Source organism: Corynebacterium sp. MSK204, from assembly GCF_030229885.1.
GTDB lineage: Bacteria > Actinomycetota > Actinomycetes > Mycobacteriales > Mycobacteriaceae > Corynebacterium.
In genome coordinates, this window is record NZ_JASPGQ010000011.1 from 18,691 (window position 1) to 44,169 (window position 25,479).

At 59.4% G+C, this 25,479-nt stretch carries 24 protein-coding genes; 9 read left to right on the forward strand and 15 right to left on the reverse strand.

The annotated features are described in order from the left end of the window. The first annotated feature begins 26 nt into the window (after positions 1–26). The 4 genes from thrC to QP908_RS07970 are packed head-to-tail and all read left to right on the forward strand — an operon-like array spanning position 27 to position 3,019. Entirely contained in the window at positions 27–1,469 is a 1,443-nt protein-coding gene (gene thrC, locus QP908_RS07955; RefSeq protein ID WP_239269727.1) for a threonine synthase, read from the forward strand. A 7-nt stretch (positions 1,470–1,476) separates the two neighbouring features. Continuing rightward, complete coding sequence (locus tag QP908_RS07960; RefSeq protein ID WP_005278279.1) at positions 1,477–1,623, forward strand: hypothetical protein; 147 nt, start codon at positions 1,477–1,479, stop codon at positions 1,621–1,623. A gap of 25 nt (positions 1,624–1,648) precedes the next feature. Continuing rightward, the gene (locus tag QP908_RS07965; protein ID WP_284772034.1) at positions 1,649–2,443 is read left to right on the forward strand and encodes a trypsin-like serine protease; all 795 of its coding nucleotides are present in this window, start codon (positions 1,649–1,651) and stop codon (positions 2,441–2,443) included. A gap of 30 nt (positions 2,444–2,473) precedes the next feature. After that, positions 2,474–3,019 carry an NUDIX hydrolase gene (locus tag QP908_RS07970; protein WP_239269729.1) on the forward strand — a complete coding sequence of 182 codons (546 nt, stop codon included), beginning with the start codon at positions 2,474–2,476 and terminating at the stop codon, positions 3,017–3,019. Here the strand turns inward: QP908_RS07970 and QP908_RS07975 are convergent. From QP908_RS07975 to glnA, 3 genes are all read right to left on the reverse strand, one after another. Continuing rightward, positions 3,016–3,390: a hypothetical protein gene (locus QP908_RS07975; protein WP_239269730.1), complete on the reverse strand. Its 375-nt coding sequence runs from the start codon at positions 3,388–3,390 to the stop codon at positions 3,016–3,018. The genes QP908_RS07970 and QP908_RS07975 overlap by 4 nt on opposite strands. A 30-nt stretch (positions 3,391–3,420) precedes the next feature. Next, positions 3,421–4,365, reverse strand: coding sequence for an SLAC1 family transporter (locus QP908_RS07980; protein WP_239269731.1), 945 nt, complete (start codon positions 4,363–4,365; stop codon positions 3,421–3,423). 233 nt (positions 4,366–4,598) lie between these two features. Then, positions 4,599–6,032 carry a type I glutamate--ammonia ligase gene (gene glnA, locus QP908_RS07985; protein ID WP_239269732.1) on the reverse strand — a complete coding sequence of 478 codons (1,434 nt, stop codon included), beginning with the start codon at positions 6,030–6,032 and terminating at the stop codon, positions 4,599–4,601. Positions 6,033–6,150: 118 nt separating this feature from the next. On the opposite strand from glnA, the gene QP908_RS07990 reads away from it, so the two are divergent. Next, positions 6,151–6,624, forward strand: coding sequence for an RDD family protein (locus QP908_RS07990; protein WP_239269733.1), 474 nt, complete (start codon positions 6,151–6,153; stop codon positions 6,622–6,624). Between the two features lie 153 nt (positions 6,625–6,777). Here the strand turns inward: QP908_RS07990 and QP908_RS07995 are convergent, their stop codons facing one another. From QP908_RS07995 to sucB, 7 genes are all read right to left on the reverse strand, one after another. Then, positions 6,778–7,563: a DUF4191 domain-containing protein gene (locus tag QP908_RS07995; RefSeq protein ID WP_284772035.1), complete on the reverse strand. Its 786-nt coding sequence runs from the start codon at positions 7,561–7,563 to the stop codon at positions 6,778–6,780. Between the two features lie 82 nt (positions 7,564–7,645). After that, positions 7,646–8,710, reverse strand: a complete 1,065-nt coding sequence (gene lipA / locus QP908_RS08000) for a lipoyl synthase (RefSeq protein WP_005278301.1) — start codon at positions 8,708–8,710, stop codon at positions 7,646–7,648. A 136-nt stretch (positions 8,711–8,846) separates the two neighbouring features. Next, positions 8,847–9,650 carry a lipoyl(octanoyl) transferase LipB gene (lipB, locus tag QP908_RS08005; protein WP_239269735.1) on the reverse strand — a complete coding sequence of 268 codons (804 nt, stop codon included), beginning with the start codon at positions 9,648–9,650 and terminating at the stop codon, positions 8,847–8,849. A gap of 118 nt (positions 9,651–9,768) precedes the next feature. Next, entirely contained in the window at positions 9,769–10,161 is a 393-nt protein-coding gene (gcvH, locus tag QP908_RS08010) for a glycine cleavage system protein GcvH (RefSeq protein WP_239269736.1), read from the reverse strand. Positions 10,162–10,206: 45 nt separating this feature from the next. Then, a complete protein-coding gene (gcvT, locus tag QP908_RS08015; RefSeq protein WP_239269737.1) occupies positions 10,207–11,319 on the reverse strand; it encodes a glycine cleavage system aminomethyltransferase GcvT in 1,113 nt (370 codons plus the stop codon). Between the two features lie 2 nt (positions 11,320–11,321). After that, positions 11,322–14,165 carry an aminomethyl-transferring glycine dehydrogenase gene (gene gcvP / locus QP908_RS08020; RefSeq protein WP_239269738.1) on the reverse strand — a complete coding sequence of 948 codons (2,844 nt, stop codon included), beginning with the start codon at positions 14,163–14,165 and terminating at the stop codon, positions 11,322–11,324. Positions 14,166–14,462: 297 nt separating this feature from the next. Then, the gene (sucB, locus tag QP908_RS08025) at positions 14,463–16,187 is read right to left on the reverse strand and encodes a 2-oxoglutarate dehydrogenase, E2 component, dihydrolipoamide succinyltransferase (RefSeq protein WP_239269739.1); all 1,725 of its coding nucleotides are present in this window, start codon (positions 16,185–16,187) and stop codon (positions 14,463–14,465) included. A gap of 125 nt (positions 16,188–16,312) precedes the next feature. Between sucB and QP908_RS08030 the strand changes: the two genes are divergently transcribed. Further along, positions 16,313–16,723 carry a hypothetical protein gene (locus QP908_RS08030; RefSeq protein WP_005283964.1) on the forward strand — a complete coding sequence of 137 codons (411 nt, stop codon included), beginning with the start codon at positions 16,313–16,315 and terminating at the stop codon, positions 16,721–16,723. A gap of 5 nt (positions 16,724–16,728) precedes the next feature. On the opposite strand, the gene QP908_RS08035 is transcribed toward QP908_RS08030, so the two are convergent. Together QP908_RS08035 and QP908_RS08040 are read right to left on the reverse strand one after the other, a co-directional pair. Continuing rightward, positions 16,729–17,265 carry an isochorismatase family protein gene (locus tag QP908_RS08035; protein ID WP_239269740.1) on the reverse strand — a complete coding sequence of 179 codons (537 nt, stop codon included), beginning with the start codon at positions 17,263–17,265 and terminating at the stop codon, positions 16,729–16,731. Between the two features lie 38 nt (positions 17,266–17,303). Continuing rightward, a complete protein-coding gene (locus QP908_RS08040; RefSeq protein WP_239269741.1) occupies positions 17,304–18,800 on the reverse strand; it encodes a leucyl aminopeptidase in 1,497 nt (498 codons plus the stop codon). A 105-nt stretch (positions 18,801–18,905) separates the two neighbouring features. Here QP908_RS08040 and QP908_RS08045 point away from each other — a divergent pair, with 105 nt between their 5' ends. Continuing rightward, positions 18,906–20,000 carry a branched-chain amino acid aminotransferase gene (locus tag QP908_RS08045; protein WP_239269742.1) on the forward strand — a complete coding sequence of 365 codons (1,095 nt, stop codon included), beginning with the start codon at positions 18,906–18,908 and terminating at the stop codon, positions 19,998–20,000. Between the two features lie 45 nt (positions 20,001–20,045). Here the strand turns inward: QP908_RS08045 and QP908_RS08050 are convergent, their stop codons facing one another. Together QP908_RS08050 and QP908_RS08055 are read right to left on the reverse strand one after the other, a co-directional pair. Further along, positions 20,046–20,822 carry a nicotinate-nucleotide--dimethylbenzimidazole phosphoribosyltransferase gene (locus tag QP908_RS08050; RefSeq protein WP_239269743.1) on the reverse strand — a complete coding sequence of 259 codons (777 nt, stop codon included), beginning with the start codon at positions 20,820–20,822 and terminating at the stop codon, positions 20,046–20,048. A gap of 12 nt (positions 20,823–20,834) precedes the next feature. Next, positions 20,835–21,515 carry a DUF3043 domain-containing protein gene (locus QP908_RS08055; protein WP_284772036.1) on the reverse strand — a complete coding sequence of 227 codons (681 nt, stop codon included), beginning with the start codon at positions 21,513–21,515 and terminating at the stop codon, positions 20,835–20,837. A gap of 142 nt (positions 21,516–21,657) precedes the next feature. On the opposite strand from QP908_RS08055, the gene QP908_RS08060 reads away from it, so the two are divergent. Continuing rightward, positions 21,658–22,002 carry a HesB/IscA family protein gene (locus QP908_RS08060; protein WP_005283948.1) on the forward strand — a complete coding sequence of 115 codons (345 nt, stop codon included), beginning with the start codon at positions 21,658–21,660 and terminating at the stop codon, positions 22,000–22,002. Positions 22,003–22,094: 92 nt separating this feature from the next. On the opposite strand, the gene asnB is transcribed toward QP908_RS08060, so the two are convergent. After that, positions 22,095–24,017, reverse strand: coding sequence for an asparagine synthase (glutamine-hydrolyzing) (gene asnB / locus QP908_RS08065; RefSeq protein ID WP_284772037.1), 1,923 nt, complete (start codon positions 24,015–24,017; stop codon positions 22,095–22,097). A 388-nt stretch (positions 24,018–24,405) separates the two neighbouring features. Between asnB and ctaC the strand changes: the two genes are divergently transcribed. Then, complete coding sequence (gene ctaC, locus QP908_RS08070) at positions 24,406–25,479, forward strand: aa3-type cytochrome oxidase subunit II (protein ID WP_239269746.1); 1,074 nt, start codon at positions 24,406–24,408, stop codon at positions 25,477–25,479.

Below are 25,479 nucleotides of genomic sequence, written 5' to 3' on the forward strand. Positions count from 1 at the left end.
ACGCGTTAACTACTAGGATTCATCTTGTGAAGTATATTTCGACCCGTGATACCACCGGCCAGCCCGCATCCTTTACGGATATCCTCTTAGGAGGGCTAGCGCCCGATGGTGGCCTATACCTGCCTGAAACCTACCCGCAACTGGACTCCGCCACGCTGGATACGTGGCGCACAGTGGTCAAAACTGACGGCTATGCCGCCCTTGCGGCTGAGGTAATCAAGCTGTTTATCGATGATATTCCAGAGGAAGATCTGGATAAAATCGCCGCCCGAGCATATACCAGCCCGAAGTTTGCCTCCCCTGAGATCGTCCCGGTCACTGAGCTTGGCGATGACCTCTTTATAGGCCACCTTTCCGAGGGCCCCACCGCTGCATTTAAAGACATGGCCATGCAGCTTTTGGGCGAGCTTTTTGAATACGAGCTCGCCCGCCGCGGGGAGACGCTGAATATTTTGGGCGCTACCTCTGGCGATACCGGCTCTTCTGCTGAGTACGCCATGCGCGGGCGCGATGGCATCCGCGTTTTCATGTTGACTCCGGCTGGGCGCATGACCGCCTTCCAACAGGCGCAAATGTTCGGCTTGGATGATCCGAATATTTTCAATATCGCCCTCGATGGTGTCTTTGATGATTGCCAGGACGTGGTAAAGGCCGTCTCCAGCGATGCGGAATTTAAGGCCAACTACCGCATCGGTGCGGTCAACTCCATTAACTGGGCCCGCCTGTTGGCCCAAGTGGTTTACTATATTTCCTGCTGGATCAAGGTCACCGATAATAACGAACAAAAGGTATCCTTTAGCGTTCCCACCGGTAACTTTGGCGATATCTGCGCCGGGCATATCGCCCGCAGCATGGGCCTTCCCATCGATCGCCTCATCGTGGCGACGAACGAGAATAACGTATTGGATGAGTTCTTCCGCACCGGCAACTACCGCCCGCGTCCGGCCGCGGAAACCATGGCCACCTCGTCGCCGTCTATGGATATTTCCCGCGCCTCCAACTTCGAGCGCTTCGCCTTTGATCTTTTAGGCCGCGATGTCACCCGCGTTGCGGATCTCTTTGGCACCAAGGTCAAAGAAGGCGGGTTTAACCTTGAAGAAGATCTCATTACGGCCGCGCGTGAAGACTACGGTTTCTTGTCCGGTTCCTCCACCCATGAAGACCGCCTCGCCACCATCAAGGACGTGAACGAGCGTTATGGTTACCTGGCGGATCCGCACACGGCCGATGGCATCAAGGTGGCGCGTGCGGCCCAAAAAGAGGGCGTGACGACGCCTATCGTCTGCTTGGAGACGGCACTGCCGGTAAAGTTCAGCGAAACCATCACCGAGGCCATCGGGAGCGCGCCGCAGCCACCGGAGCGGTTTGCTGACATCTTGAACGCGGAGCGCCACGTGGCGGATCTGCCCAACGATGCCGCAGCGGTCAAGGACTTTATTACCTCGAGCATCAAGAACACGGAGGTGTAGCAAACACATGGCATTAGAAAACTTCGCAGGGCCGGAGCACTATACCGAATTCGATCCGGAAAAATTCATCCGCGACTTAAAAGCACAAGCAGAGGCGGATAAGGAAGAACAGGACAAGGACTCTGCAGGTGACGCGGGTACGGATAGCCAGTAGTCTGCTGGCAGCAGCAGGGCTGTTTATGGTGGCATCGTGTAGCACCGATGCCACCCAGCAGCAGGATGGGGTGGTTGCGCAATCCACCGACACGCCACCGCCGGCGCCGCCGAACGAGTTTTATGAGCCCGCGGTGGTGCCGGTGCCCCCAGGCGCCGCGCTGAACTTAACCACGAGCGACCCACAGCCGGGCGAGTACTTTAACTTCCAGTCCTGCACGGCGGCGTGGTCCTTCGCGCTTGCCGATGGCCGCACCATCGCCGTGACGGCCTCCCATTGCGGCAAACCTGGCGATAAGGTCTGGGCCGGAACCCAAGAGGGCGATTTTGTATACCCAGCCGATCCGGTAGGCGAGGTGATCTATTCGGATTTCTTTGCCGAGGAGACTAATCACTTGGACGTTGCCTTCATCGAGCTGTACCGCGACGCGGACTACTACACCCCAGGCGAGGTAGCCACCACCGTAGCGACGCAGCTGGACAAGCTGCCGAATGCGGTATGCAAGCTGGGCAGTTCCACCATTGTGACCTGTGGGAACGTGAAAAACGCGGTGGATTCCACACAACTAAATTACCAGGGTCTAGAACATGATTCCAATGCGGCCCTGGCGGAGATGTGCAGCGCGGTCGGGGATTCCGGCGGGCCCGTCTACGGCGATGTAGACGGCCGGCAGACCATCGTGGGGCTGGTCTCTGGAATCACCGAGCCCTTGGACGAGGGGCATAGCTGTGAAGACACGCAACAAAACATCGACGTGGCCTTTACCACCGCACCGGATATCCAGGAACTGGCGCTGAAGGTCCTCGGCCCCGTGGCATAAGACCAGCCAAGATTGGCTACGCTAGGTGGTATGCCAACGCCTGATTATATTGTGAAGCTGCGTGAATCTATCGGCCACGATCAGCTCTTCGTCCCCGCGTGCAGCGCCATCATTCTCCGCGATGTACCAACCGGTGCGGCCCTGTGGGAGGTGCCGTCCGTACTTCTGGTCAAGCGCGCGGATAATGCCGTGTGGACCCCTGTGGAAGGCATTTGTGAGCCTGGCGAGGAGATTACGACCACCGCCTTGCGCGAGGTCAAGGAAGAGGTAGGCCTCGATGCCAAGGTGGAAGCGCTCCTTGGCGTTGGCCAGTCCGGCCCAGTGACCTATCCTAATGGCGATGAATGCATGTTCATGGGCACCGCGCTGCGCCTATCTGTCGCCGACGGCGCTGAGCCCGTCATTAGCGATGAAGAAAACACCGAAGCGCAGTGGTTCTCGGTGGCCCACCTTCCGGATAGCTTGTCGCGCCGCCATCGCCTGATGGTCGCGGATGCCGTGGCGCACCTCAAGCACCCGCAGGGGTTTTCTCCCCGCATGGGCTGGATGAAGCGCAGCGAGCAGCCCGGGCTCTAGCGCGTTTCCTCCGCGCCGATGAGTAGTTGCTTGAGCTCATCCGCGCTCTTCGCTACGACCAGCTCTTGAGCGATACATTTTTGAGCCTCCGCCGCGTCTTTATCGGATCCGCAGCAGATGACCGTGGCACCGATAGTCATCAGCAGCTTTCCCCGCCGCGCGAGCTCAAAAAATAGCTCGCAATCTTCTGGACCCCATTCCCAGGCGGTGCCATAGAAATCCTGGGCGCCATCGCCAAGCCAGGAGGTTTCAAGAACCAGGCCTGCTCGGCACAAAAAGACCCCGTCGCGCCGCAGACCGGCGAGCACTTCCCTCACCCCGGTAAGGTCCGCAGCATCCCAGGCGATGAAGGTAATAGGCGAAGAGCTCATAGCCCGATGATAGACGAGGAAAGACACCTCCTAGTGAGTCAGTTCTTTGCGCGTGCGGCCCTCCCAGAGCCAGCCTAAGAAACGCGCCGAGCACAGGCACCAGTGCGCGATAAGGAGCAGGGGAATGCTCAGCGCGATAACGTCAAGCCATTCTGAACCATTGACCAATGCTGTCTGGTGCCCGCCCATGCTCACGGTGCCAGGCGGGAAGGTGCAGGCCCACCACGCAGGGGAGTAGGGAACCCAGCGGGCTGCTTGCGGATAGAAAGTCACCATCGCATAAAGCGATAGCGGGATGGCAATAGCAAGGGCAATAAGACCGTAGTACACGGAGATACTGCCGGGGTAGAGGATCTGCATTGCGGTGGTAGATTGCCCAACCACGCCTAGCGGCACCCACGCGGTGGCGGATTTACCACCACTAAAATCCACCGTGCCGTGCCAGGCCGCCCAGTAGACGTAGGCAAATACCGGGACTGCCGTCAGCAAGGACATGGCGAAGAGCGCGGTGCCCATGATGTGGTAAATCTGCCCATAATCGCGGGCCAGCCACCCGGCTACCGATGCCGAAATCATCGGCCCTACTAAGGGAAGGCCCCAGGTAAAACGCGGCTCTCCATCGAAGCGGGTGAGCTGAATGCCCCACGTGATAACGGTGACGGGGCCACCGATCCAAAAGCCGACGAGGCGGAATACTCCAATGCCCGTCAACCCGGATAGTGCCGCCCCAAGCGCGAGGACGCCGATGAAAAACATGGACCATTCCGCCATGGTGGTCCGCTCAAACCGCGGACTGCGGTAGAGGGCGTAACCGGCAGTCAGCACGACGAAGATGGCGCATGCGAGTGCCGCAAATACACCTGCGGCAACGAGCATGTCTTCTTCAACCAACATGCGCGAGACGATGGAGGTGCCCATGAGGCTGCCGGCCCAGGCAGGACCAGGAGGGGGAAGTTGGCGGAATTTATCAGTCACTACCTAGATTCTAATTTCATCTAGAGCTTCTTACTTAGACTGAGCCGCTTTTAATTTGGTGAAAACCCTCATGCGTGCGCTGGAGAGCGTCCATCCTCAAAGTGGGCAGCGATTATGGCGAAGCTCTCGGATATACCTAGCAGTGCCACCGCAAGCAAAAGAAAGCAGCCACCTAAGCATTGGTTAGGTGGCTGCTTTGTAGAAAATGCAAGCTGAGAACTTGCAGTGACGGCTTAGCAGTCGAAGTAGAGCTCGAACTCCTGCGGGGTGGGACGCAGGCGCGCGGGGTTGATCTCGTTTTCGTACTTGTAGTTGATGTAGGTCTCGAGGAGATCCTCGGTAAAGACATCGCCCTCGGTCAGGAAGTCCATGTCTTCCTTCAGCGCCTCCAGGGAAGCCTCCAGGGAGGTTGGTGCCTGCGGGATGGACTCAGCCTCTGCTGGCGGCAGCTCGTAGAGGTCCTTATCCACCGGGGCGTGCGGCTCAATGCGGTTCTTCACACCATCCACACCGGCCATCATCATGGCGGCAAAGGCCAGGTATGGGTTGCTGGATGGGTCCGGGGCGCGGAACTCGATGCGCTTAGCCTTCGGGTTGGAACCGGTAATCGGGATGCGGATCGCAGCCGAACGGTTGCGCTGGGAGTACACCAGGTTGATCGGCGCCTCGAAGCCAGGAACCAGGCGGTGGTAGGAGTTCAGCGTTGGGTTGGTAAAGGCGAGCACGGCGCCGGCGTGGTGGAGGATGCCGCCGATGAAGTAGCGGGCGATATCGGAAAGCCCGGCGTAGCCAGCCTCATCGTGGAAGAGGGGCTCGCCGTCCTTCCACAAGGACATGTGGGCGTGCATGCCAGAACCATTATCGCCAGCCAGCGGCTTAGGCATGAAGGTCGCGGTCTTGCCCCACTCCTGGGCGGTGCGCTTGACCACGTACTTGAAGGTCTGGATGTCATCGCCGGCGTGCAGCAGCGAGTTGAAGCGATAGTTGATCTCGTTTTGGGCCGCGCCCACCTCATGGTGGAAACGCTCGATCTGGAAGCCGACCTCTTGCAGGTTGGCCACGATGTCATCGCGGACCTCGCTGTGCTTATCGTACGGCGGGGTGGGAAAGTAGCCGCCCTTTACGCGGGTCTTGTAACCGGTATTGGGGGTGCCGTCCAAGTTGGTCTCGTTATCGCGGTTCCACCAGCCTTCGTTCGAGTCCACCTCATAGAAACCGTGTTGCATATCGGTGCCATAGCGCACGGAATCGAAGAGGTAGAACTCGGCCTCGGCGCCAAAGTTACAGGTATCGGCGATGCCCGTGGACTGCAAGTATTCCTCGGCCTTGCGGGCAATATTGCGCGAGTCACGGGTAAAAGGCTCAAAGGTAAAGGGATCGTGGACGAAGAACTTGATATTCAGGGTCTTCGCCGAACGGAAGGGATCGATATGCGCGGTGGCCGGATCCGGCAGCAGCGTCATATCGGATTCTTCAATGGTGGTAAACCCACGAATGGAAGAACCATCAAAGGCCAAGCCATTTTCGGCATCTTCTTCAGTAAATTCGCTGGCAGGGATGGAAAAGTGGTGCTCGGTGCCGGGGACGTCCGTAAAGCGGACATCCACGAACTTTACGTCCTCATCCTGAATATATTGGACGATGTCCTGCACTGTCTCGAAAGACAAGATTGCCTCCTGTTTGTTGGCCGATGAATTATCTGCCTATAGCCTACTAGTTTTATCCACCCAGCATGGCCATTGGCCTCGTTTCACTTCTGGGTGAGGGGCAACTAAATTGGTGAGCATGGCAGACAAGCGCACGTGGCTCGACGGGCCCAATATTCCGGGCGAATATGACGATGCAGGAACCCCCAGCCGGTGGCCCGGTGAAAACTTGGGCTTGCCGGAATCCGGACCTGGGTCCATGGCGTCGGTAGGCCGCCGCGCAGGCGCCGTAGCCATTGACTGGATCATTTGCATGCTGCTGGCCAACGTCATCCACATGGTCACCACGCAGCTCGGCGGCGTGTCCTTTTTGGGCTATGCGCTCTGGGCATTAATGGGCATCGTATGTGGCTGGTTATTCGCACGCACCCCGGGCATGCTCATCCTTGGCATGGGCGTGGCCCGCTTGGATGTGCCTGGCGCGCAGGTGGGTTTCTGGCGCGCGGCAGTGCGCACGCTGCTTACCGGCGTCATCTTCCCAGCCGCCATGGTGGACGCGGACGGGCGCGGCATGCACGACCGGGCGACGGGCACCGTCGTTATCAATTCTTAGCGGCGCGCGGGGATAAGTCCCGCGCACCGTAAAACTACGAAAACCACGACAGTCCCTGCAACCTTTCCCAATCGGGCGGTTGCAGGGACTGTTTGTGTTGTAGAGCAAGGCGAGAGCCGAAAGCCTAGCCAAGGCGAGTGGCTAACGGTGCGTTTAGCCCTTGCCCTTGCGCTGTTGCGCGCGGCGCATGCGGCGGTTCATGCCGGACATGTTCTGCGCCTGCTGCGGCATTGGGCCCTTGGGCATGCCCGGCATCGTCCCAGGCATGGAGTCCATGGCCTCAATGCGGCGGATATTGTCGTAGGTGGCGTTCTTATTGTAGTTGCGAGGCAGCTTCATGAGGTGGTTGCGCAGCTTGGATACCGGCACCTCGTCTTCGCCGGTGCCGACGTAGACCTCATAGACCGGCACGCCGCCGGCAATCTTGTCCACGCGCTTTTTTAGCTGGTTAAGGGTGGGGCGAAGGCGGTTCTTATTGCCCTCGCACACGAAGATGACGCCCGCATTGCCGATGACCCGGTGGATTAGGTCCTGCTGGCGGGTGGCGGCGATGCCGGATTTTACGGACCATACAATGCCGACGGTATTGCGCAGCTGCTGCTCCAAGGCCCAACCGGCGGCGCCGGGTTGGTCTTCGACGCGCTTGTACATATCGCGTTCCAAGCGGCGGGTAAACAGGAACATCGCCAAAAGCGCGCCCAGGCCCAAGCCGATAATCAGCATGAACCACTGGCCATTAAAGAGCATGCCAATGAGGAAGAACAGAAGGCCGACGCCGAGGAAGGCGGCCAGCATGATAGGGATGAGGGCCTTATCCTGCTTGCGCTGCAAATTGAATGCCTGCCACAACTGTGACCAGGTTTGCTTACGCTTTTGGCGCTTAGCCGCGCGTTCTTGCTTCTTGGCAGCTTTCAGGGCTGCTTTGTCATCTTTCGCCATGGTTCCTACTTTAAAGGTCAGGTGGCATAAATGTTAAACGGCCCCCGCAGATGGCGAGGGCCGAGTAAGAATATTCCGCGGTTTAGCGCACGGTTGCCGCGACCGAATTAGCATTGGCCGGAGTCTTGGCCATGCGGGTGGTCACCGGGGTTTCTTTCGAGGGACCGTACTTATCCAGCAAGGTGGATGCCTCCTGGGCGGTAGCGCCCTGGGACGTTTCCTTCAGGTGCTGGAGGTTTTCCGGCAATTCCAAGCCGCGCTTTTCCATGGCCTGCACGTACAGGCGGCCGGCGCGGTAGGAGGAGCGAACCAACGGGCCGGACATGACGCCGCCGAAGCCCAGCTCCTTGGCCAGCTTGGAGTGGGCCACGAATTCCTCCGGGCGCACCCAGCGCTCGATGGGGTGGAAGCGCGGGCCGGGGCGCAGGTACTGGGTGATGGTGATGATGTCACAGCCAGCCTCGCGCAGGTCGCGCAATGCTTCCTCAACCTCGTCCTCGGTCTCGCCCATGCCCAAAATCAGGTTGGACTTGGTAATAAGGCCGTAGTCGTGGGCCTGGCGGATGACATCGAGGGAGCGCTCGTAGCGGAAGGCCGGGCGGATGCGCTTGAAAATGCGCGGCACGGTCTCCAGGTTGTGGGCGAAGACCTCCGGTTGTGCCTCAAAGACCTCTTCGAGCAGGTCCGGCTTGCCAGAGAAATCCGGGGTGAGGTTCTCCACGCCGGTGTGTGGGTTGAGCTCGTGGATCTTGCGCACGATCTCCGCATACAGCCACGCGCCCTCATCCGGGAGGTCATCGCGGGTTACACCGGTAATGGTGGTGTAGTTGAGGTCCATTTCCTGGATGTTTTCGGCCACGCGGCGCGGCTCGTCGCGGTCGAGCGGCTCCGGCTTGCCGGTAGCAATATCGCAGAAGTCGCAACGACGGGTGCACTTATCGCCGCCGATGAGGAAGGTTGCCTCGCGGGATTCCCAGCATTCGTGGATATTCGGACAACCGGCTTCTTGGCAGACGGTGTGCAGGGAGGCGCCGGCCACGCGGGACTTCATGTCCTCATAGCCCGGTCCGGTGCGTACCTGGTTGCGGATCCACCGCGGCTTTTGTTCGATGGGCGACTCCGCATTTTTCTTCTCAATGCGGAGCATCTTGCGTCCTTCAGGCTTTACAGTCACAAATACTCACTTTATCGATCAAAGATGGTGATGGCTAATAGCTCTTCTAGCTTCAAGGCGCGCGGGCACACAACTATTCCACGCTAGCCCCAAACTAGGGCCACGGGGCTTAAGCCTGCGCTTGCCGACGCCGCTCCCGCGCCTTCTCATTCGCAATCTTTGTGGGATCGGGTGCGGAACCGAAACTGTGATCGGCGACGATGAGGCGGCCGGAGAGGGCATCATCAAGCGCCCGTAATAGCGGCTGTGAGGCTTCTTCCATCGTGACCTCGCGGCCGAGTTCCAGCGAAAGCGTGGTGATATCAGCATCATCGATGCCACAGGCCACGATGTGGTCGTAGTACTCCAGCGTATTGCTGCAGTTAAGCGCTAGGCCGTGCATGGTCACCCCGCGGGTGATGCGGATCCCCAGCGCGGCAATCTTGCGATCGCGCTGCGAGGCGGAAGGATCTTTGGCCTGGGTGGTAGAGGGAACCCATACCCCAGAGCGACCATCGATGCGGCCTGCGGTAGTCACGCCCAGCTCGCGCACCGCCTGGATGGTGGCCTCCTCGAGGCGGCGGACATAATCGACGACATCGACAGGCTCCGCCAGCTTGATGATGGGGTAGAGCACCAACTGCCCTTCCCCGTGCCAGGTGATGCGCCCGCCGCGGTCCACGGTGATAACCGGCAGATCGTTATCCGGCATATCCTCCGGCTGCGTGCGCTTGCCCGCAGTATAGATATTGGGGTGTTCGACCACTAAGACCACATCGTCCTGCGTGCCCTGCGCGCGCGCCGCCGCCACCTCCGCCTGATAATCCCACGCCTCTTGGTAATCCATGCGGCCCAAGTGGCGTATTTCAAGGGGATTGTCCGAGGCGCGAATGGAGCGTTCAGCGGGAAAGAAAGGATCGCGTGGTGCAGTCATAATCTCTAGTGTCGTCTTCTTTGGTAGGGAAAAGCAAAGCGAGGAAAAGCAAAGCGGGAGAATGCCATGGCATCCTCCCGCCTATTTTTCTGTTCGAGTGGGTCGAACGAACCGTCTTTTAGTCCAGGCCGTTCGCGGAGGCGTATTCGTCAGCCTCCATGAGCTCGCCTGCTTCATCCACCTCGACCTCGAAGAGCCAGCCTTCACCGAAGGGATCGTTGTTGATGACGGCGTAGTCATCGTGCACGGCATCGTTGACGGCCTTCACGGTGCCGGTGACCGGGGAGAACAGGTCAGATACGGACTTGGTGGATTCGACCTCGCCACAGGAATCGCCGGCGGTGATGGTATCGCCAACCTCAGGCAGCTCTGCGAAGACGACCTCACCCAGGCGGTCTGCGGCCACGGAGGTGATACCGATGCGAACGGTCTTGCCTTCTACGGCGTCCTTGGCGGCGTTTACCCATTCGTGGTCTTCGGAGTAGGAAAAGTCTTGGGGCAGGTTAGACATAGTATGTAGTCCTTTCGGGCTGAATATTTAGGGTGTGCGGATGGTTTACTTATCGCGCTTGTAGAACGGCAACGCGGTTACCTCAAAAGGATAACGCTTGCCGCGGATTTCTACCTCGACTGCGGTGCCCGGTTCGAGATCCGCGCTGGTATCGAGCAGCGCGATCGCCACCGGGTGGCCGAGCGTGGGGGAGGGCTGGCCAGAGGTGACGGTGCCGACCTTGGTGTCATTGAGGAAAACCTCGGCGCCGGCGCGCGCGGCGCGGCGCTGATCCGAGGTGAGCCCGGAGATAACGACCTGTGGGCCCTCCTCGGCGCGCTTGCGGATGACCTCTGCGCCGACGAAGTCCGCTTCCTTCTTAGCAAAGGCGCGCGACATGCCCGCCTCTACCGGGGTGATATCGCGGGAGAGCTCGTTGCCGTAGAGCGGCATGCCAGCCTCCAATCGCAGCGAATCGCGCGCGGCTAGGCCGCACGGCTTGATGTCATATTCCGCGCCCGCCTTGAGCAATTCTTCCCACAGCTGCGGGGCATCGGAGTTATAGACGATGAGCTCGAAGCCGTCCTCACCGGTATAACCGGTGCGCGCGATGATGGCGAAGGTGCGCGCCACCTTGCCCATCGTGGCGGCGTAGTAGCCCAGCTCGTAGACGGTGTCTTGCTTATTGTCCTCTACCAGCGGGACGAGGATTTCCGCGGCCTTGGGGCCCTGCACGGCGATCATGGCGACGTCGCGGGACTCGTTTTTGAGCTCAACGTCAAAACCCTCGGCACGCTTATTGAGCTCGTCCCAGACGGTATCGGCATTGCCAGCATTGGGCACAACGAGGAACTTTTTCTCCTCGAAGCGATAGGAAATCAGGTCATCGATGATACCGCCGTCTTCAGCGGTGATCATGGAGTACTTGGCCTTGCCCACCTTCAGCGAATCTAGATTAGAGATGAAGGAGTAGGACAAGAACTTGCCGGCATCGGGTCCATTGACCCAGATTTCTCCCATATGGGAGAGATCAAACAGGCCGGCGCTGGTGCGAACGGCGCGGTGTTCTTCCAGTTCGCTGTTGTACTTCAGCGGCATATTCCACGGCCCAAAGGCCGTGAAGGTAGCGCCGAGTTCCTCGTGCTTGGCATTGAGCGGGGAGGTTAGAAGTTCGGTCATTGTTACTCCTCGGAATCGTCGATCTCGAATGCTTCTGGCGGCGGGCAGCTGCACACCAGGTTGCGGTCACCGTAAGCCTCATCGAGGCGGCGAACCGGTGGGAAATACTTGTAGCTATGCAATAGGGACTTGACTGGCCACGCGGCCTTGTCGCGGCCGAAGGAGTACTCCCAGTTATCGGTTGCTACCGACTCAGCCGTAAACGGTGCGTGGTGGATAACGGAGTCCTCGTAGGCCACCTCACCGTCGATGATCTCCTGGATTTCGGCGCGGATGGTGCGCATGGCTTCGACGAAGCGATCCAGCTCGCCCTTGTCTTCAGACTCGGTGGGCTCAATCATCAAGGTGCCGGCCACAGGGAAGGCCAGGGTGGGGGCGTGGAAGCCGAAGTCGATGAGGCGCTTGGCCACATCGGCGGCGGTGACCCCGGAGGCATCGGTAAGCTCGCGCAAATCGATGATGCACTCGTGCGCCACCAAGCCCTCGTTGCCGGTGTAGAGGACGGGGAAGTACTCGTTGAGCGAGGCTGCCAGGTAGTTAGCGCCCAATACGGCGTGGCCGGATGCGGCGGCAAGGCCCTCGGCGCCAGTCATGGCCAGGTAGGCCCACGAAATGGGAAGGACGCCGGCGGAGCCGTACTTGCTACCGGTAATGGGAACGCCCTGGCTCACCGGGGTTTCCGCGGTGGCGTCCAGCTCAGGGGATGCGGCATCGCTGGGCAGGAACGGGATGAGGTGCTCTGCCACCGCTACCGGGCCAACGCCCGGGCCGCCGCCACCGTGGGGAATGGTGAAGGTCTTGTGCAGGTTGAGGTGGGAGACATCGCCGCCGAAATCGCCCGGGCGTGCCCAGCCGGTCAGCGCGTTCATGTTGGCACCATCGATGTAGACTTGGCCGCCGACCGCGTGCACCTTATCGCAGACATCGCGCACCTCGGGGTCGAAGACGCCGTGGGTGGAGGGGTAGGTGACCATGATGCCGGCGATGTGGTTGCCGTGCTTTTCGATCTTTTCTTCCAGGTCCGCGACGTCAATGGAGCCGTCCTCGGCGGTCTTGACTACGGCGACGCGCAGGTTTGCGAGGGTCGCAGAGGCAGCGTTGGTGCCGTGCGCGGAGGCCGGGATGAGCACGACATCGCGCTCATTATCGCCATTGGCCACGTGGTAGCGGCGGATGGCCAGCAAGCCCGCCAACTCGCCCTGGGAGCCGGCATTGGGCTGGATGGAGACCTTGGCATAGCCGGTAAGCTCGGCGAGCCAGCCTTCGATTTCTTCCACCAGTGCGCGCCAGCCCGTCGTGGTTTCTTCCGGGGCATATGGGTGGATGCCGGCAAATTCTGGCCAGGAGATGGGCTCCATAGCCGCGGTGGGGTTGAGCTTCATGGTGCACGAACCCAGCGGAATCATGGAGCGGTCCAGCGCCAAGTCCTTGTCCGCGAGCTTGCGCAGGTAGCGCAGCATCTGGGTCTCAGAATGGATGGAGTGGAAAATCTCGTGCTCCAGCGGTTCCTCGGCGCGCTGCAGATTCTCCGGCAGGTCAAAGTTCGCTTCAGCCGGGCTGGCGCCGAAGGCCTCTGCCAGGTGCGCGACATCGCGCTGCGTGGCGGATTCACCGAAGGATACGGATACCTTGTCGGTGCCAATTGCGCGCACCAAGTAGCCCGCATCCTGCAGTTCGGCCTTGATCTTCTGCGCGTCGACACCGCTAACGGTGACGGTATCGAAGAAGCTCTGCGATGTAACCTCCAGGCCAGCATCCACGATGGACTGGGCGAAGGAGGAGGCCAAGCCGTGCACGCGCTCGGCGATGTCCTTCAGGCCCTTTGGCCCGTGGTAGACGGCGTACATCGAGGCGACATTGGCCAAAAGGGCCTGGGCAGTACAGATATTGGAGGTCGCGCGCTCGCGGCGGATGTGCTGCTCGCGGGTCTGCAGCGCCAAGCGGTAGGCCGGGCGGCCATCGGCATCCTTGGAGACGCCGACGATGCGGCCCGGCATCTGGCGCTTGAGCTTATCCGTTACCGCCATGTAGGCAGCGTGTGGGCCGCCGAAGAAGAGGGGCACACCAAAGCGCTGGGACGAGCCCAAGACGATATCGGCACCCAAGTTTCCGGGGCCTTCCAGAAGCAGCAGGGACAGCGGGTCAGTGACCACGGAGGCCAGCGCGCCGCGGGTGTGCAGCTCTTCAATCAGGGCAGAGGGATCTAAAATCTCGCCTTCGGTGCCGGTGTAGGCGATGACAGCACCGATGAGGTCTTCGCCCACCAAGCCCTCGCGCACGTCCACGATCTCTACTTCGAGGTCAATGGCGCGGGCGCGCTCAGCGGCAACGGTAAGCACCTGCGGGTGGAGGCGGGAGTCCAGCACGACGCGGCGGCCCTTCTTTACCGCGCGCGACATCAAACCGACCGCCTCGGCGGTGGCGGAAGCCTCATCCAATAAGGAAGCATTCGCGATGGGCAGCCCCGTCAAAGACTCGATCATGGTCTGGAAGTTGAGCAAGGCCTCCAAGCGGCCCTGGGAAATCTCGGGCTGGTAGGGGGTATACGCGGTATACCAGCCGGCATCCTCAAGCAGGCCGCGGCGGATGACGGCCGGGGTCAGGGTGTCCGAGTAGCCCTGGCCATAGAAGGGCTTCAGTACAGTGTTTTGGTTGGCGAACTCCCGCAAAGCGGCCTGTGCCCCGTCTTCAGAGAGCGCTTCTGGCAGGTGGGGAAGTTCCTTAGCGCGGATCTTGGGTGGAATGGCGGCATCGACAAGCGCTTGCACGCTGTCGTAGCCCACCGTCCCGAGCATGGCGGACTGCTCGGCAGAATCCGGCCCTAGGTGGCGGGAGATGTAATCCATCTGTGAGGTCTCCTTCATCGGGTGCAATGGTCTTAACCGCCCCTAAGTATATGTTTAATAACCGGTAAAAACAGCGCCCTTGACAAACTTTTATGCAGTAACTCACCGATGAAAATGTGTTGTAGCCTGCTTACCTCCCACTTAGTGAAATATGTCCTGTAGTGCCGGGATAAAACTCCTCTGATATTTGTGCCGGAAGTTCTCCCGCTACACCCCCGCGGAGTACCCCAGGCACGACAAAACCTCCCGTCCCCTTCGCGTGGAAGGAGCGGGAGGTATGCCAGTTAGCTAACTGCTTTAGATATCGAGGTCAGCCTCGAAGTCTGCAGTCTCCAGGCGGTCCTTGATGGTGGTGATGAAGCGACCAGCGTCTGCACCATCGATGACCTGGTGGTCGTAGGTGAATGGCAGGAAGCACATCTGGCGGATGGCGATGGCATCCTGGCCGTTCTCGTTGACCACGACGGCGCGCTTCTGGATAGCCGCGGTACCCAGGATTCCGGCCTGTGGCGGAACCAGGATCGGGGTATCGAGCAGGGCGCCCTCGGAACCGATATTGGTCACGGTGAAGGTGGCACCGGTCAGGTCATTCGGCTTCAGCTTGTTATTGCGGGCCTTATCAGCCAGCTCCGCAATCTGCTGCGCGATTTCCGGCAAGGACAGGTTCTGTGCCTTGTGGATGACCGGGGTGAGCAGACCCTTCGGGGTGTCTACGGCGATGGCGACGTTGACATCCTCGTGGTAGGTCATCTCCTTGGTCTCTGGGTCATAGGAGGCGTTGACGTTCGGGTGGGAAACCAGAGCCTCAGTGGTGGCCTTCACAATGAACGGCAGGAAGGACAGGTTGGCGCCGTACTTATCAATGAACGCCTGCTTGCTCTTCTTGCGCATATCCCAGATAGGAGTCATGTCGACTTCCTGCACGTGGGTAAGCTGTGCGGAAATCTGCAGCGCTTCCACCATCTTGGTAGCGGTGATTTCGCGGATGCGATTGACCTTCTTGGTGGTGCCGATAAGCTCCTGCTTTTCCGGATCTACGGACTTGGTGGACCAGCGTGCGCGTGGGGAGTCAGCAGCCTTCTTATCGTCGCCTTCCGATGCCTTCGCATCGCCCTCGCCAGCAGCGGCCAAGACGTCCTGCTTGCGGATGCGTCCGCCTACACCGGTGCCCTCAATGGAGTTGAGGTCCACGCCGTGCTTATCAGCCAGCTTGCGCACCAACGGGGTGACGTATGGAACGTTATCGCCGTTGTTGACCTTGGCGGAGGTGTTCAGGGAAGAATCCTGCTTCGGCTCTTCCTTCTTCTCGTCAGACTTGGACTCTTCCTTCTTGTCCTCGGACTTGGTTTCTTCCTTGTCTTCGGACTTGTCATCGTCGGAGTCGTCAGAGTCGTCGGAGGATGGTGCGGCGTTTTCGTCGCCGACGCGGGCGATGGCTTCGCCGACCTCGATGGTTTCGTCTTCTTCGGCGAGGATTTCTACCAGGGTGCCGGCAACGGGGGAAGGAATTTCGGTGTCGACCTTGTCGGTGGAGACTTCGAGTAGTGGTTCGTCTACCTCGACGGTGTCGCCGACGGACTTGAGCCACTGGGTGATGGTGCCTTCGGTGACGGATTCGCCGAGCTCTGGCATTTCGACATCGGTGGTCTCGCCGGAAGCCTTGGAGCTGGAGCCGGACTTCTTCTCGTCCTTGTCTTCCTTCTCCTCGGACTTGGATTCTTCCTTGTCCTCAGATTTGTCATCGTCGGAGTCGTCAGAGTCATCGGAAGAGGAATCAGCCTCGTCTTCATCACCGATGAGTGCGATGACCTCGCCGACCTCGATGGTGTCGTCTTCTTCGGCCTTGATTTCTAGGATGGTGCCTGCAACGGGGGAGGGGATTTCGGTGTCGACCTTGTCGGTGGAGACCTCGAGCAAAGGCTCGTCCACCTCGACGGTGTCGCCGACGGACTTAAGCCACTGGGTAATGGTGCCTTCGGTTACGGACTCGCCCAGCTCGGGCATCTCAACGGAGTTCGCCATGAGTTTTAAGACTCCTCGAAAAGTTGGAAGTATTCTATCGCTACCGCACAATCTTACAGCGTGATGACCGTCATCGTGCAGTAGTGGGGTTAGTAATACCCTCCATGCGGGTAAACTAGTGGGTTATGTTCAACCTCTTCCGCCGCAATAAGTCCCGATCGCCACTGCGACCGCCCCGCGGTCCGGGAGAAACTATCCGCCCAGAAGACGAACAAGAACTCAAAATGTGGGCCGCCGATAAGGCTTTTATTGAGGCATTTATCGAGCCAGAGACCGTGGTCAATGAAATGTCCGTGGTCGTTGTGGATGAAAAGGGTGAGTTTATTCGCCGACGCATCGGCGGGCCGAAGGGGATTGACGCGGTAGGAAAACTATTGCAGTGCGACGTTTTTGATGTCGAAGAAACCGGGTACCCCCAACGCATGCGCGAGCGCATGGAACGCCAACGTATCTTGCGTAAAAGGGAAGAACAGCGCCTTCGCCGCGCGCGCTTTGAGCGCGGCGAAAACCCTGATTCGGGGCAGGACTTAAGTTAATCGGCCTAGACGATGGTGGCGCCGGCCTTTTCTAACTTAGCCAAGGCGGCATCCCCGCGGTCCGGATCAACGGGAGAGCAATACTCGCTTAAGACGCGGACGGAAAAGCCTTCCTTTAAAGCATCCGCCGCGGTTGCCTGCACGCAGTGATCCGTGGCAATGCCGACGATATCTACTGCGTCGATATCGTGCTCGCGCAGCCACTCCGCCAGCAAAACGCCGTGTGCCGCGCCCTCGAATCCGGAATACGCGGCGGTGTATTCGCCCTTTCGGAAATATGCTTGCGCAGGACCGATCGTCTCGTGCATCTGCGCCCCATAGGAATCGGCGACGCAGTGCACCGGCCAAGAATCGATAAAATCCGGGTCCTTAGCAAAGTGGGAACCCGGATCGATGTGCCAGTCCTGCGTGGCAACGACGGTGTCATACTCGGTCTGCAAAGAAGAGATCTTCTCTGCAACCTCGTTGCCGCGATCGGTGCCAAGCGCGCCGCCTGGGCAAAAATCGTGTTGGACATCAACGATGATTAAAGCAGTGTTCATAACTCCGCCATTTTATGCTCAGGCGGCTGCGCGGGGTATTACTTTGATTCAGCAATCTCGCGCAGGGCAGCAATGACGGTGCGGGTGGGAACGCCCGTACCCATCTTTGGCGTATAGCCATAAGCGCCGGTGGTATTGAAGGAAGGCCCAGCGACATCGATATGTGCCCATTCGATGCCCTCGCCCACGAACTGCTTTAAGTAGGTGCCGGCGTATTCCATGCCTCCCTCGCGCTTGGCGTTGATATTGCGGATATCGGCGCTGGCGGATTTCACGGATTCTTCGTGCTCTTCCAATAGCGGCATGGCCCAGGCATTTTCGCCGACCTCGCGGCCGATGCCCGCCATCCGGTCGCGGAAGTCTTCTGAACCCATGACGCCGGCGGTGCGCTCGCCTAGGGCGACCATCTGGGCGCCGGTTAGCGTGGCGGTTTCGATGAGGAAGTCGGGCTTATCCTCGCTGGCGCGCGCGATGGCATCGGCAAGCACGAGGCGGCCCTCCGCATCGGTATTGAGAACCTCAGAGGTGATGCCGCCGTAGTGGGTGATGACATCGCCCGGGCGGGTGGCGTTATCGCCCGGCATGTTTTCTGCCAGCGGCAGGGTAGCGGTGATCTTCACCGGCAGGTTGAGCTTGGCCGCAGCGATGATGGAGGCGGCCATGGCGGCGGAACCGCCCATATCGGAAATCATGTCCCACATGCCAGAACCCGGCTTCAAGGAAATGCCGCCGGTATCGAAGGTAATGCCCTTGCCCACGAGCGCCACGTGCTTCTTCGCTTTCTTCGGGTTCCAGCTCAGGCGCACCAGGCGCGGCGGGCGAGCGGAACCGCGGCCAACGGCGGTAATGCCGCCAAAGCCCTGCTTCTGCAGCGCCTTTTCATCCAGGATTTCTACCTCGAGGCCAACCTCTTTAGCCTGGTCGGAGAGGAAGTCTGCATAAGACTCTGGGTACAGCAGGTTGGACGGGGTATTGACCAGATCGCGGGCAATCACCACGGACTCCGCTGTGATCTTGGCCGCCTCGAACTCCTCGCGGGCGGACTTTTCTGCCACCACGGTAAAGGCGGCGGGCTGCTCGGAATCCTTGCCGGACTTAGAACGAAGCCCCTTGAACTTGTAGCCGCCCAAGGTAAGGCCCTCTACCGTGGGTGCGATGCCAAAATCGCCCAAGGAGGTGGCCACCTTTTCCAGCTTGGAAATCGAACGTGCGGCGCTGCCGGCGGCGCGGCGCAAGGTTTCTGCATCGAGGTCCTCGGCATCGCCTAGGCCGACGGCGATGATGGAATCGACCTCTGCCTTCTCAGGCGCCGGGATGCGGGTGACCTCATTGGCCTTACCGGTTGCCCCCACGGCAATGAAGGACTCGTATGCTTCGCGCAGCGCGGCCGGCTTGAGCAGCGAAGTCCCTGGAAGTTCAATGTTGTCTTCACCTTCGAATGCCGCGATGAGTAGCGCCTGGGCATTCTTCGGGGCCTTCTTTTCTAGCTTAAGTTCCGGAAACGCCCCACGTGCGGGTCCATCGTGCTGAGACATAAAATCCTCCTTTTTAATTGGTACTAATGAAACTTCTGCCCATGATACCGCGCTAAAGTGAACATATTCCTACCCAGCTATAGATAAAAGGAGTAGATTGTGGTCATGCTTGATTACACGATTACCCGTACGAATCAACCAACGGCGGCAGCAGATTTAGATAAAATCCTGGCCAATCCCGGCTTTGGCCAGCACTTTACGGACCACATGGTTACCATTGATTGGTCCACGGACAAGGGCTGGCACGACGCGCAAGTCCGCCCCTACGGCCCACTCACGATGGACCCGGCGAGCAACGTCTTCCACTACGGCCAGGCCGTATTCGAGGGCATTAAGGCCTACCGCCAGCCCGATGACTCCATCGTGACCTTCCGCCCCGATCAAAACGCGCAACGCTTTATTAATTCGGCGCAGCGCTTGGCGATGCCCGAGCTACCGCAAGAAGAGTTCATCGAGGCGCTGCGCCAGCTGGTGGACATCGATAAGAGCTGGGTTCCAGAGGCCGGCGGGGAAGCATCGCTCTACCTGCGCCCCTTTATGATTTCTACCGAGGTATCACTAGGAGTTCACCCGGCTAATGCGTATCGTTTCATTCTCTTGGCCTCGCCCGCCGGTGCGTATTTCAGTGGCGGCATTAAGCCTGTTTCGGTGTGGCTGTCTACCGACTATGTCCGCTCCGCGCCGGGCGGAACCGGTGCCGCGAAATTCGCTGGCAATTACGCCGGCTCTTTATTGGCGCAGGCCCAGGCCGAAGAAAAGGGCTGTGACCAAGTGGTCTGGCTGGATGCCATCGAACGCCGCTACATCGAAGAGATGGGCGGGATGAACCTCATGTTCGTCTACGGCACCGGCGACGACGCCGAGATCGTTACCCCGGCGCTGTCCGGCTCCCTTTTGCCCGGCATTACCCGCCAGTCCCTGCTGCAGGTCGCCGAAGACATGGGGTACAAGGTAATCGAGCGGCGCATCACCGCCGAAGAATGGCAGCGAGATGTGGAATCAGGGAAGATGACCGAGGCCTTTGCCTGCGGTACCGCCGCAGTCATTACGCCGGTGGGGCGCGTGCTTGGTGAGGATATCGACTTCAGTGTCAATAATAACGAGGCCGGCGAGGTCTCCATGGCCTTGCGCGAGCGCCTGACCGGTATCCAGCGCGGTGCTGTGGAGGATGCCCACGGCTGGTTGCAGACTTTGGTCTAGCACGCCACGGTGTAACGCGGCGCGAGGAGGACCTGCGCCGCGCAGTTAGGCCTCTGCCTGCGCGGCGTCCGCAGTAATTTCTACGCCCAGCAATAAAAGGGGTAGGGCAGCCAAGGCGCCAAGCGCCGGCACCGGCTCCATCTGCAGATCCAGCAGGGGATCCAGCCGCAGCTTCTTTAAGGCCAACCGGTGAGCCGGCTGCGGCGAGATGTTGGTAGCTAGGAGCCAGTCATGGATCCGCGTGTCTGCGGCGGCGGATACGGCGGCGGTGGCGGTTAAGGGGGCATCGACAAGCAGGGGCGTGCGCCGCCTAGCCGCCTGGGACATAAAGCCCACCAGCGCGGCCAATACGGGGGAGCCGCAGGCCTTAATGAGCTCCCGCCCAGTCAGATCGCGCATCCGAAACATGGAATCGCGAATGGCCGCAACCTTCGTCTTCCAGTCCTCGACGCTCGGCTGCTTGCCGACGACCACCACCGGCTCCTCCTGAGCCAAGACACCCATGACGGCTGCGGCAACCTGCGTGCTGTCGATGCCGCCCGGAATAAGCAGATCCGCACCGCCATCGATTTCCGCATCCGCCGCCTGCACTCCTAAGTCATAGGCGGTGGAGCAATCCGTCACCGTGACAGAATTAATGCTGGCCCCAACCCGCCGCGCCGCGGTCTCCGTGGCCAGGGGGATCCCTTCACCGTCCTCGGCGAAAATTACGGCCCGCACCCGCTGTGGCTCGGAAGCGGGGGATCGATCTTGGCAGGCGGCGAGCCACTGTGCGGCATCGCTTAGCCGGCCATAGGGATAAAGCTGCAGGGAATCAGCCATCAGTGTGCTTCCTTAAACGTCGGCCCCGCGCTCTACGCGCGGGCGAGGAATGCGCCACTTGCGGGGCTGGCTGGCGCGGGAAAACGCGTAGAATCCCAGGCCAAAACCGGTGGCGGTGGTTCCGGGGAACTTCTTGCGGACAGCATTATTAGCGCGGCGACCCAGCCAGATGCCGTCGATGGCGAAGATGAGGATAACCACCATGGCAATAGCATTGATGAGGCCGGCGATGCTTGGAGCTGCATAGGTCACAAAGACCACGACGATAAGGGCAAGCGCCATCGGCATTACCCATTCCGAAAGCGTACGGCGGGCATCGATCCAATCGCGCACGTAGGCGCGCTCTTCGCCCTGATCGCGGGCTGGGAGGAAGCGTGGATCGCCTTCGGCCATGCGCTCTTGGCTTTCGCGGTTGCGCTGGTTGTGCTCCTTGCGCTCTTGCTTTTTATATTCTTTCCATTCGTCCTTGCTCATGGACTTTTTGAGTTCCTTGCGGCGCTTATAGCGCTGCGCATCGGATACCCCATGTGGATCGCGCTTCACACCGCGCGCGATTTCTTGTTCCTGGCGCTTTGGCGTGGGACGACCCTTCGGCGGGGTATACCCCTTGCGGTGGGTATTTTCCTGAACTTCTTCCTGCACGGGAGCGGGTTCAGGGGAGGTCTTGTCATCTTTTTGCCACGGAAGTTTCACGCTGATCAGACTACAAGGTTTCGGCCCCAAGAGGGGAATAGGCCCGCCCACGGCGTTGTTATTACTATGGGCTACCTTTTCCCTCCTTGTAGATGCGGGTAGGGTAGTGGCTACGCAACCAAGACACATTTGAGGAGAAGTGATGACCGCTCCAGTTTCCGAAACCGGCGTCATTCTGACCGAGGCCGCAGCCGCAAAGGCAAAGGGCCTGCTTGATCAGGAAGGCCGCGACGATCTCTCCCTGCGCATCGCAGTACAGCCCGGCGGCTGCGCTGGCCTGCGCTACCAGCTCTACTTCGATGACCGCAGCCTTGATGGCGACAAGGTCGACGAGGTGGGTGGCATCAAGCTCGTCGTGGACAAGATGTCCGTGCCATACCTTACCGGCGCCAAGATCGACTTTGCTGACACCATCGAGTCTCAGGGATTTACCATCGATAACCCGAACGCTACCGGCTCCTGCGCGTGTGGCGATTCCTTCAACTAAACAGAAGGATAAAGAAAGAGGGTGAGCGCTTCGCGGCGCTCACCCTCTTTTTATGTCTTTAAAGCTCAGCGTGGAACTTTGCCCAGTTCGGCTTAAAGCTTGACCGGGTAGTCGCGCTGCTCGATCTGCGGGTCGATGCGCTTTTCCACAAAGATACCGTGCCAGATCATAACTGAAAGCACGGTCCATAGGCGGCGGGAGTGATCGGAGACGCCATCGCGGTGCTCCTTGAGCATCTCCAGGACTTCCTTCTTATTGAAGATGTCCTCGGTCTGGGAATCCTTGATGGTGTCTTGTGCCCAGCCGTAGAGCTCGTCGCCGGCCAGCCAGTGGCGCATGGGAACCGGAAAGCCCAGCTTCTTGCGGTTGAGCACGTGCGCGGGAACGATCTGTTCCATGGCCTTGCGCAGCGCATACTTAGTGGTGCCGTGGGAGATTTTCAGGTTATGCGGGATGGATTCTGCGACCTTGAATACTTCCTTATCTAGGAATGGCACGCGCAGCTCCAAGGAGTTGGCCATGTTGATCTTATCGGCCTTGACTAGGATGTCACCGCGCATCCAGGTAAATAGGTCAAGGTGCTGCATGCGGGCTACTGGGTCAAAGTCTTCCGACTGCGCATAGATGGGCGCGGTGACCTCGCGGTGATCCCATTCGCGCTTGGCCCATGGGATAACGCGCTGCATCTGTTCAAAGTTAAAGGAGCGTGCGTTGCCGTAGTAGCGCTCCTCCATGGTCATGGAGCCGCGGTTAAGCAGGGACTTACCCTTCATACCATCCGGCAGCACGCGGGAGAGCTTGCCCAGGCCTTGGCGCAGGGGAGAAGGGATCTTCTCAAATGGCGCGAGGGACAGCGGTTCCTTATAGATGGTGTAGCCACCGAAGAGCTCATCGGCACCCTCACCGGACAAGACCACCTTGACGTGCTTGCGGGCTTCTTGGGCCACGAAGTACAGCGGCACGAGGGAAGGATCGGCCACCGGGTTATCCAGGTACCACATGATTTTAGGAATCGACTCGGCGTATTCTTCCGGCGAGACGATCTTGACGATGTGCTCCACGCCGATGGCGGCCGCCGATTCCGCGGCCACGTCCACCTCGGAATAGCCTTCGCGCTCGAAGCCAGTAGTAAAGGTCAGCAGATCTGGGTTGTGGCGCTTGGCCAGGGTAGCGATGGCGGTGGAGTCGATGCCACCAGAGAGGAAGGAACCCACGGTGACATCGGCACGCATGTGCTTAGCGACGGAATCCTCCAGCGCTTCTGCAATCCGGTCAAAGAGCTGTTGTTCCTCGCCTTCTGGAACCTGCTGGACCGGGAAACGCGGCTTGAAGTAGCGCTCGGATACGACCTCCTCGCCCGGCTTCAAGGTCACCGTGCAGCCGGATTCCACGCGCCGAATATTGGCGTGCAAAGATTCCGGTTCCGGCACGTATTGCAGGTCCACGTAGTGCTCGATGGCGCGGCGGTCAAGGTTGAGTTCTAGACCAATGTCCTCGGCCATGTCCAAGATGCACTTCATCTCGGAGGCAAAGACCGTGCCGGCGTCCGTGGTGGCATAGTAAAGCGGCTTGATGCCAAAATGGTCGCGCGCGGCAAACATGGTCTTGGTCTTGGTATCCCAAATGACGATGCCAAACATGCCGCGGAGGTGCTCGACAACGTCCTTGCCCCAGTGGTGGTAGCCCACCGCAATGGGTTCGCCATCGCCTTCCGTATAGAAGGTATAGCCCAAGGCCTTGAGTTCTTCGCGGAGCTCAACGTAGTTGTAGATCTCGCCGTTAAAGGTAAGGGCATACCGCTCTGGCTCGTCCTCAGGGCCCCAGCGCAGGGGCTGGTGGGAATGTTCCAAGTCAATAATGGACAGGCGGTTAAAGCCGAAGGCGGCGTCGCCATCATGCCAAGTACCGGCTGCGTCCGGTCCGCGGTGGTGCATGCAAGGAAGCGACCGCTCCAACGCGTCGACATATTTGTCCACGTCACCGGTGGCCGCGAGCATGCCAAGAAGTCCGCACATGTAAAGATAGCTCCTTTTAATTAAGCGACTGGTGCTCGTTGTTCTACTTTACGGTGCGTGGGGTGGAAACCAGAAAGCGCCACGGCTTGGAGGAAGCTGCAGAAAAGCTTAAATTAAGCTTCCCCGTAAGGGTGCGAACTTTCGTATGATGGTCGGAATAGTTCCTTGTGAGTTAAGGCACATGGTGAAAGCGCAGACTGGGGGTACGGTTGGAACATTGTGCAGGTGGGGCGGTAACCTACTGAAACGTGGATATAAATTGAGCGCGCTGGGTTTCTTTTAAAGCTTCAAAATGGCTGGGAACCAAGCATTTATCCATTATTCTGATTGGGTAAGGGTGCTCTGTGAGTATTCGAGAAGTTTGTGTGGACAGAAAGGCAGAACACACGTGGGACAGCGTAATAAGCGCACCTTCGCCCGTAAGGCGGGCGTAGCTGGCGCACTTGCCCTAGGCGGTCTCGCCCTGGCTGGTTGTGACGTTCAGGCGCCAACTGCTGTAGAGAACCTCCTGGGATTCGGTTGGCCAAAGGGTGTTACCCCTGAGGCTGAAGCAATGTACAACTTCTGGATCTGGGTCTGGGTTGCAGCTTGGATTGTCGGCTTCATCATGTGGGGCCTATTCCTTACTGCAATTTTCCGCTGGAGCGCGAAGAAGGCAAAGCGTGATGGAAAGGGTGAATTCCCGCGCCAGACGCAGTACAACGTGCCATTGGAAATGGTATTGACCATCGTTCCAATCCTGATCATCATGACCTTGTTCTTCTTCACGGTGCAGACCCAGCAGAAGGTCACCGCATTGGATAAGGATCCAAAGGTCACCGTTGATGTCACGGCATTCCAGTGGAACTGGAAGTTCGGCTACGCCGAGAACCACGTCAACGGTGAGAACTACAACGGTGCGGACGAAGCACGTCAGGCTGAAGCGGAAAAGACCGCCCATGACCCTGAGGGTGTGGACAATCCCAACCCAATTCACGGTAAGTCCAAGGGTGACCTTTCCTACCTCAACTACAACAAGATTGAGACCGTAGGCTCCACCGAAGAGGTTCCGGTTCTGGTACTTCCTTCCGATACCGCAATCGAGTTCCGTTTGGCTTCCGCTGACGTTTCTCACGCGTTCTGGGTGCCGGAGTTCTTGTTCAAGCGCGACGTCTATGCACACCCTGAGGCCAACGCCCAGGAACGCAGCTTCCAGATCGAATCGATTGATAAGCAAGGCGCCTTTGTCGGCCGCTGTGCTGAGATGTGCGGTACCTACCACTCCATGATGAACTTCGAGGTTCGCGTTGTGTCCCCAGAGGACTTCAATGCCTACATGGACTTCCGTGAGAAGAACCCGAACGCCACCAACGCCGAGGCGCTGAAGGAAATCGGCCAGGATCCGTACGCAGTTACCACCCACCCGTTCTCCGGTGAGCGTGACACCGCCGATGGTGACAACTACGTTAAGACCGCGGCATAA

Coding starts and splice junctions, on each gene's coding strand:
- QP908_RS08045 (WP_239269742.1), top strand. CDS start 18,906: ATGCTTGATTACACGATTACCCGTACGAATCAACCAACGGCGGCAGCA.
- asnB (WP_284772037.1), bottom strand. CDS start 24,017: ATGTGCGGACTTCTTGGCATGCTCGCGGCCACCGGTGACGTGGACAAA.
- QP908_RS07970 (WP_239269729.1), top strand. CDS start 2,474: ATGCCAACGCCTGATTATATTGTGAAGCTGCGTGAATCTATCGGCCAC.
- QP908_RS08030 (WP_005283964.1), top strand. CDS start 16,313: ATGTTCAACCTCTTCCGCCGCAATAAGTCCCGATCGCCACTGCGACCG.
- QP908_RS08050 (WP_239269743.1), bottom strand. CDS start 20,822: ATGGCTGATTCCCTGCAGCTTTATCCCTATGGCCGGCTAAGCGATGCC.
- QP908_RS07990 (WP_239269733.1), top strand. CDS start 6,151: ATGGCAGACAAGCGCACGTGGCTCGACGGGCCCAATATTCCGGGCGAA.
- QP908_RS08035 (WP_239269740.1), bottom strand. CDS start 17,265: ATGAACACTGCTTTAATCATCGTTGATGTCCAACACGATTTTTGCCCA.
- QP908_RS07995 (WP_284772035.1), bottom strand. CDS start 7,563: ATGGCGAAAGATGACAAAGCAGCCCTGAAAGCTGCCAAGAAGCAAGAA.
- gcvH (WP_239269736.1), bottom strand. CDS start 10,161: ATGTCTAACCTGCCCCAAGACTTTTCCTACTCCGAAGACCACGAATGG.
- QP908_RS08040 (WP_239269741.1), bottom strand. CDS start 18,800: ATGTCTCAGCACGATGGACCCGCACGTGGGGCGTTTCCGGAACTTAAG.
- gcvT (WP_239269737.1), bottom strand. CDS start 11,319: ATGACCGAACTTCTAACCTCCCCGCTCAATGCCAAGCACGAGGAACTC.
- gcvP (WP_239269738.1), bottom strand. CDS start 14,165: ATGGATTACATCTCCCGCCACCTAGGGCCGGATTCTGCCGAGCAGTCC.
- QP908_RS07965 (WP_284772034.1), top strand. CDS start 1,649: ATGGTGGCATCGTGTAGCACCGATGCCACCCAGCAGCAGGATGGGGTG.
- lipA (WP_005278301.1), bottom strand. CDS start 8,710: ATGCTCCGCATTGAGAAGAAAAATGCGGAGTCGCCCATCGAACAAAAG.
- sucB (WP_239269739.1), bottom strand. CDS start 16,187: ATGGCGAACTCCGTTGAGATGCCCGAGCTGGGCGAGTCCGTAACCGAA.
- QP908_RS07960 (WP_005278279.1), top strand. CDS start 1,477: ATGGCATTAGAAAACTTCGCAGGGCCGGAGCACTATACCGAATTCGAT.
- QP908_RS08060 (WP_005283948.1), top strand. CDS start 21,658: ATGACCGCTCCAGTTTCCGAAACCGGCGTCATTCTGACCGAGGCCGCA.
- lipB (WP_239269735.1), bottom strand. CDS start 9,650: ATGACTGCACCACGCGATCCTTTCTTTCCCGCTGAACGCTCCATTCGC.
- QP908_RS07975 (WP_239269730.1), bottom strand. CDS start 3,390: ATGAGCTCTTCGCCTATTACCTTCATCGCCTGGGATGCTGCGGACCTT.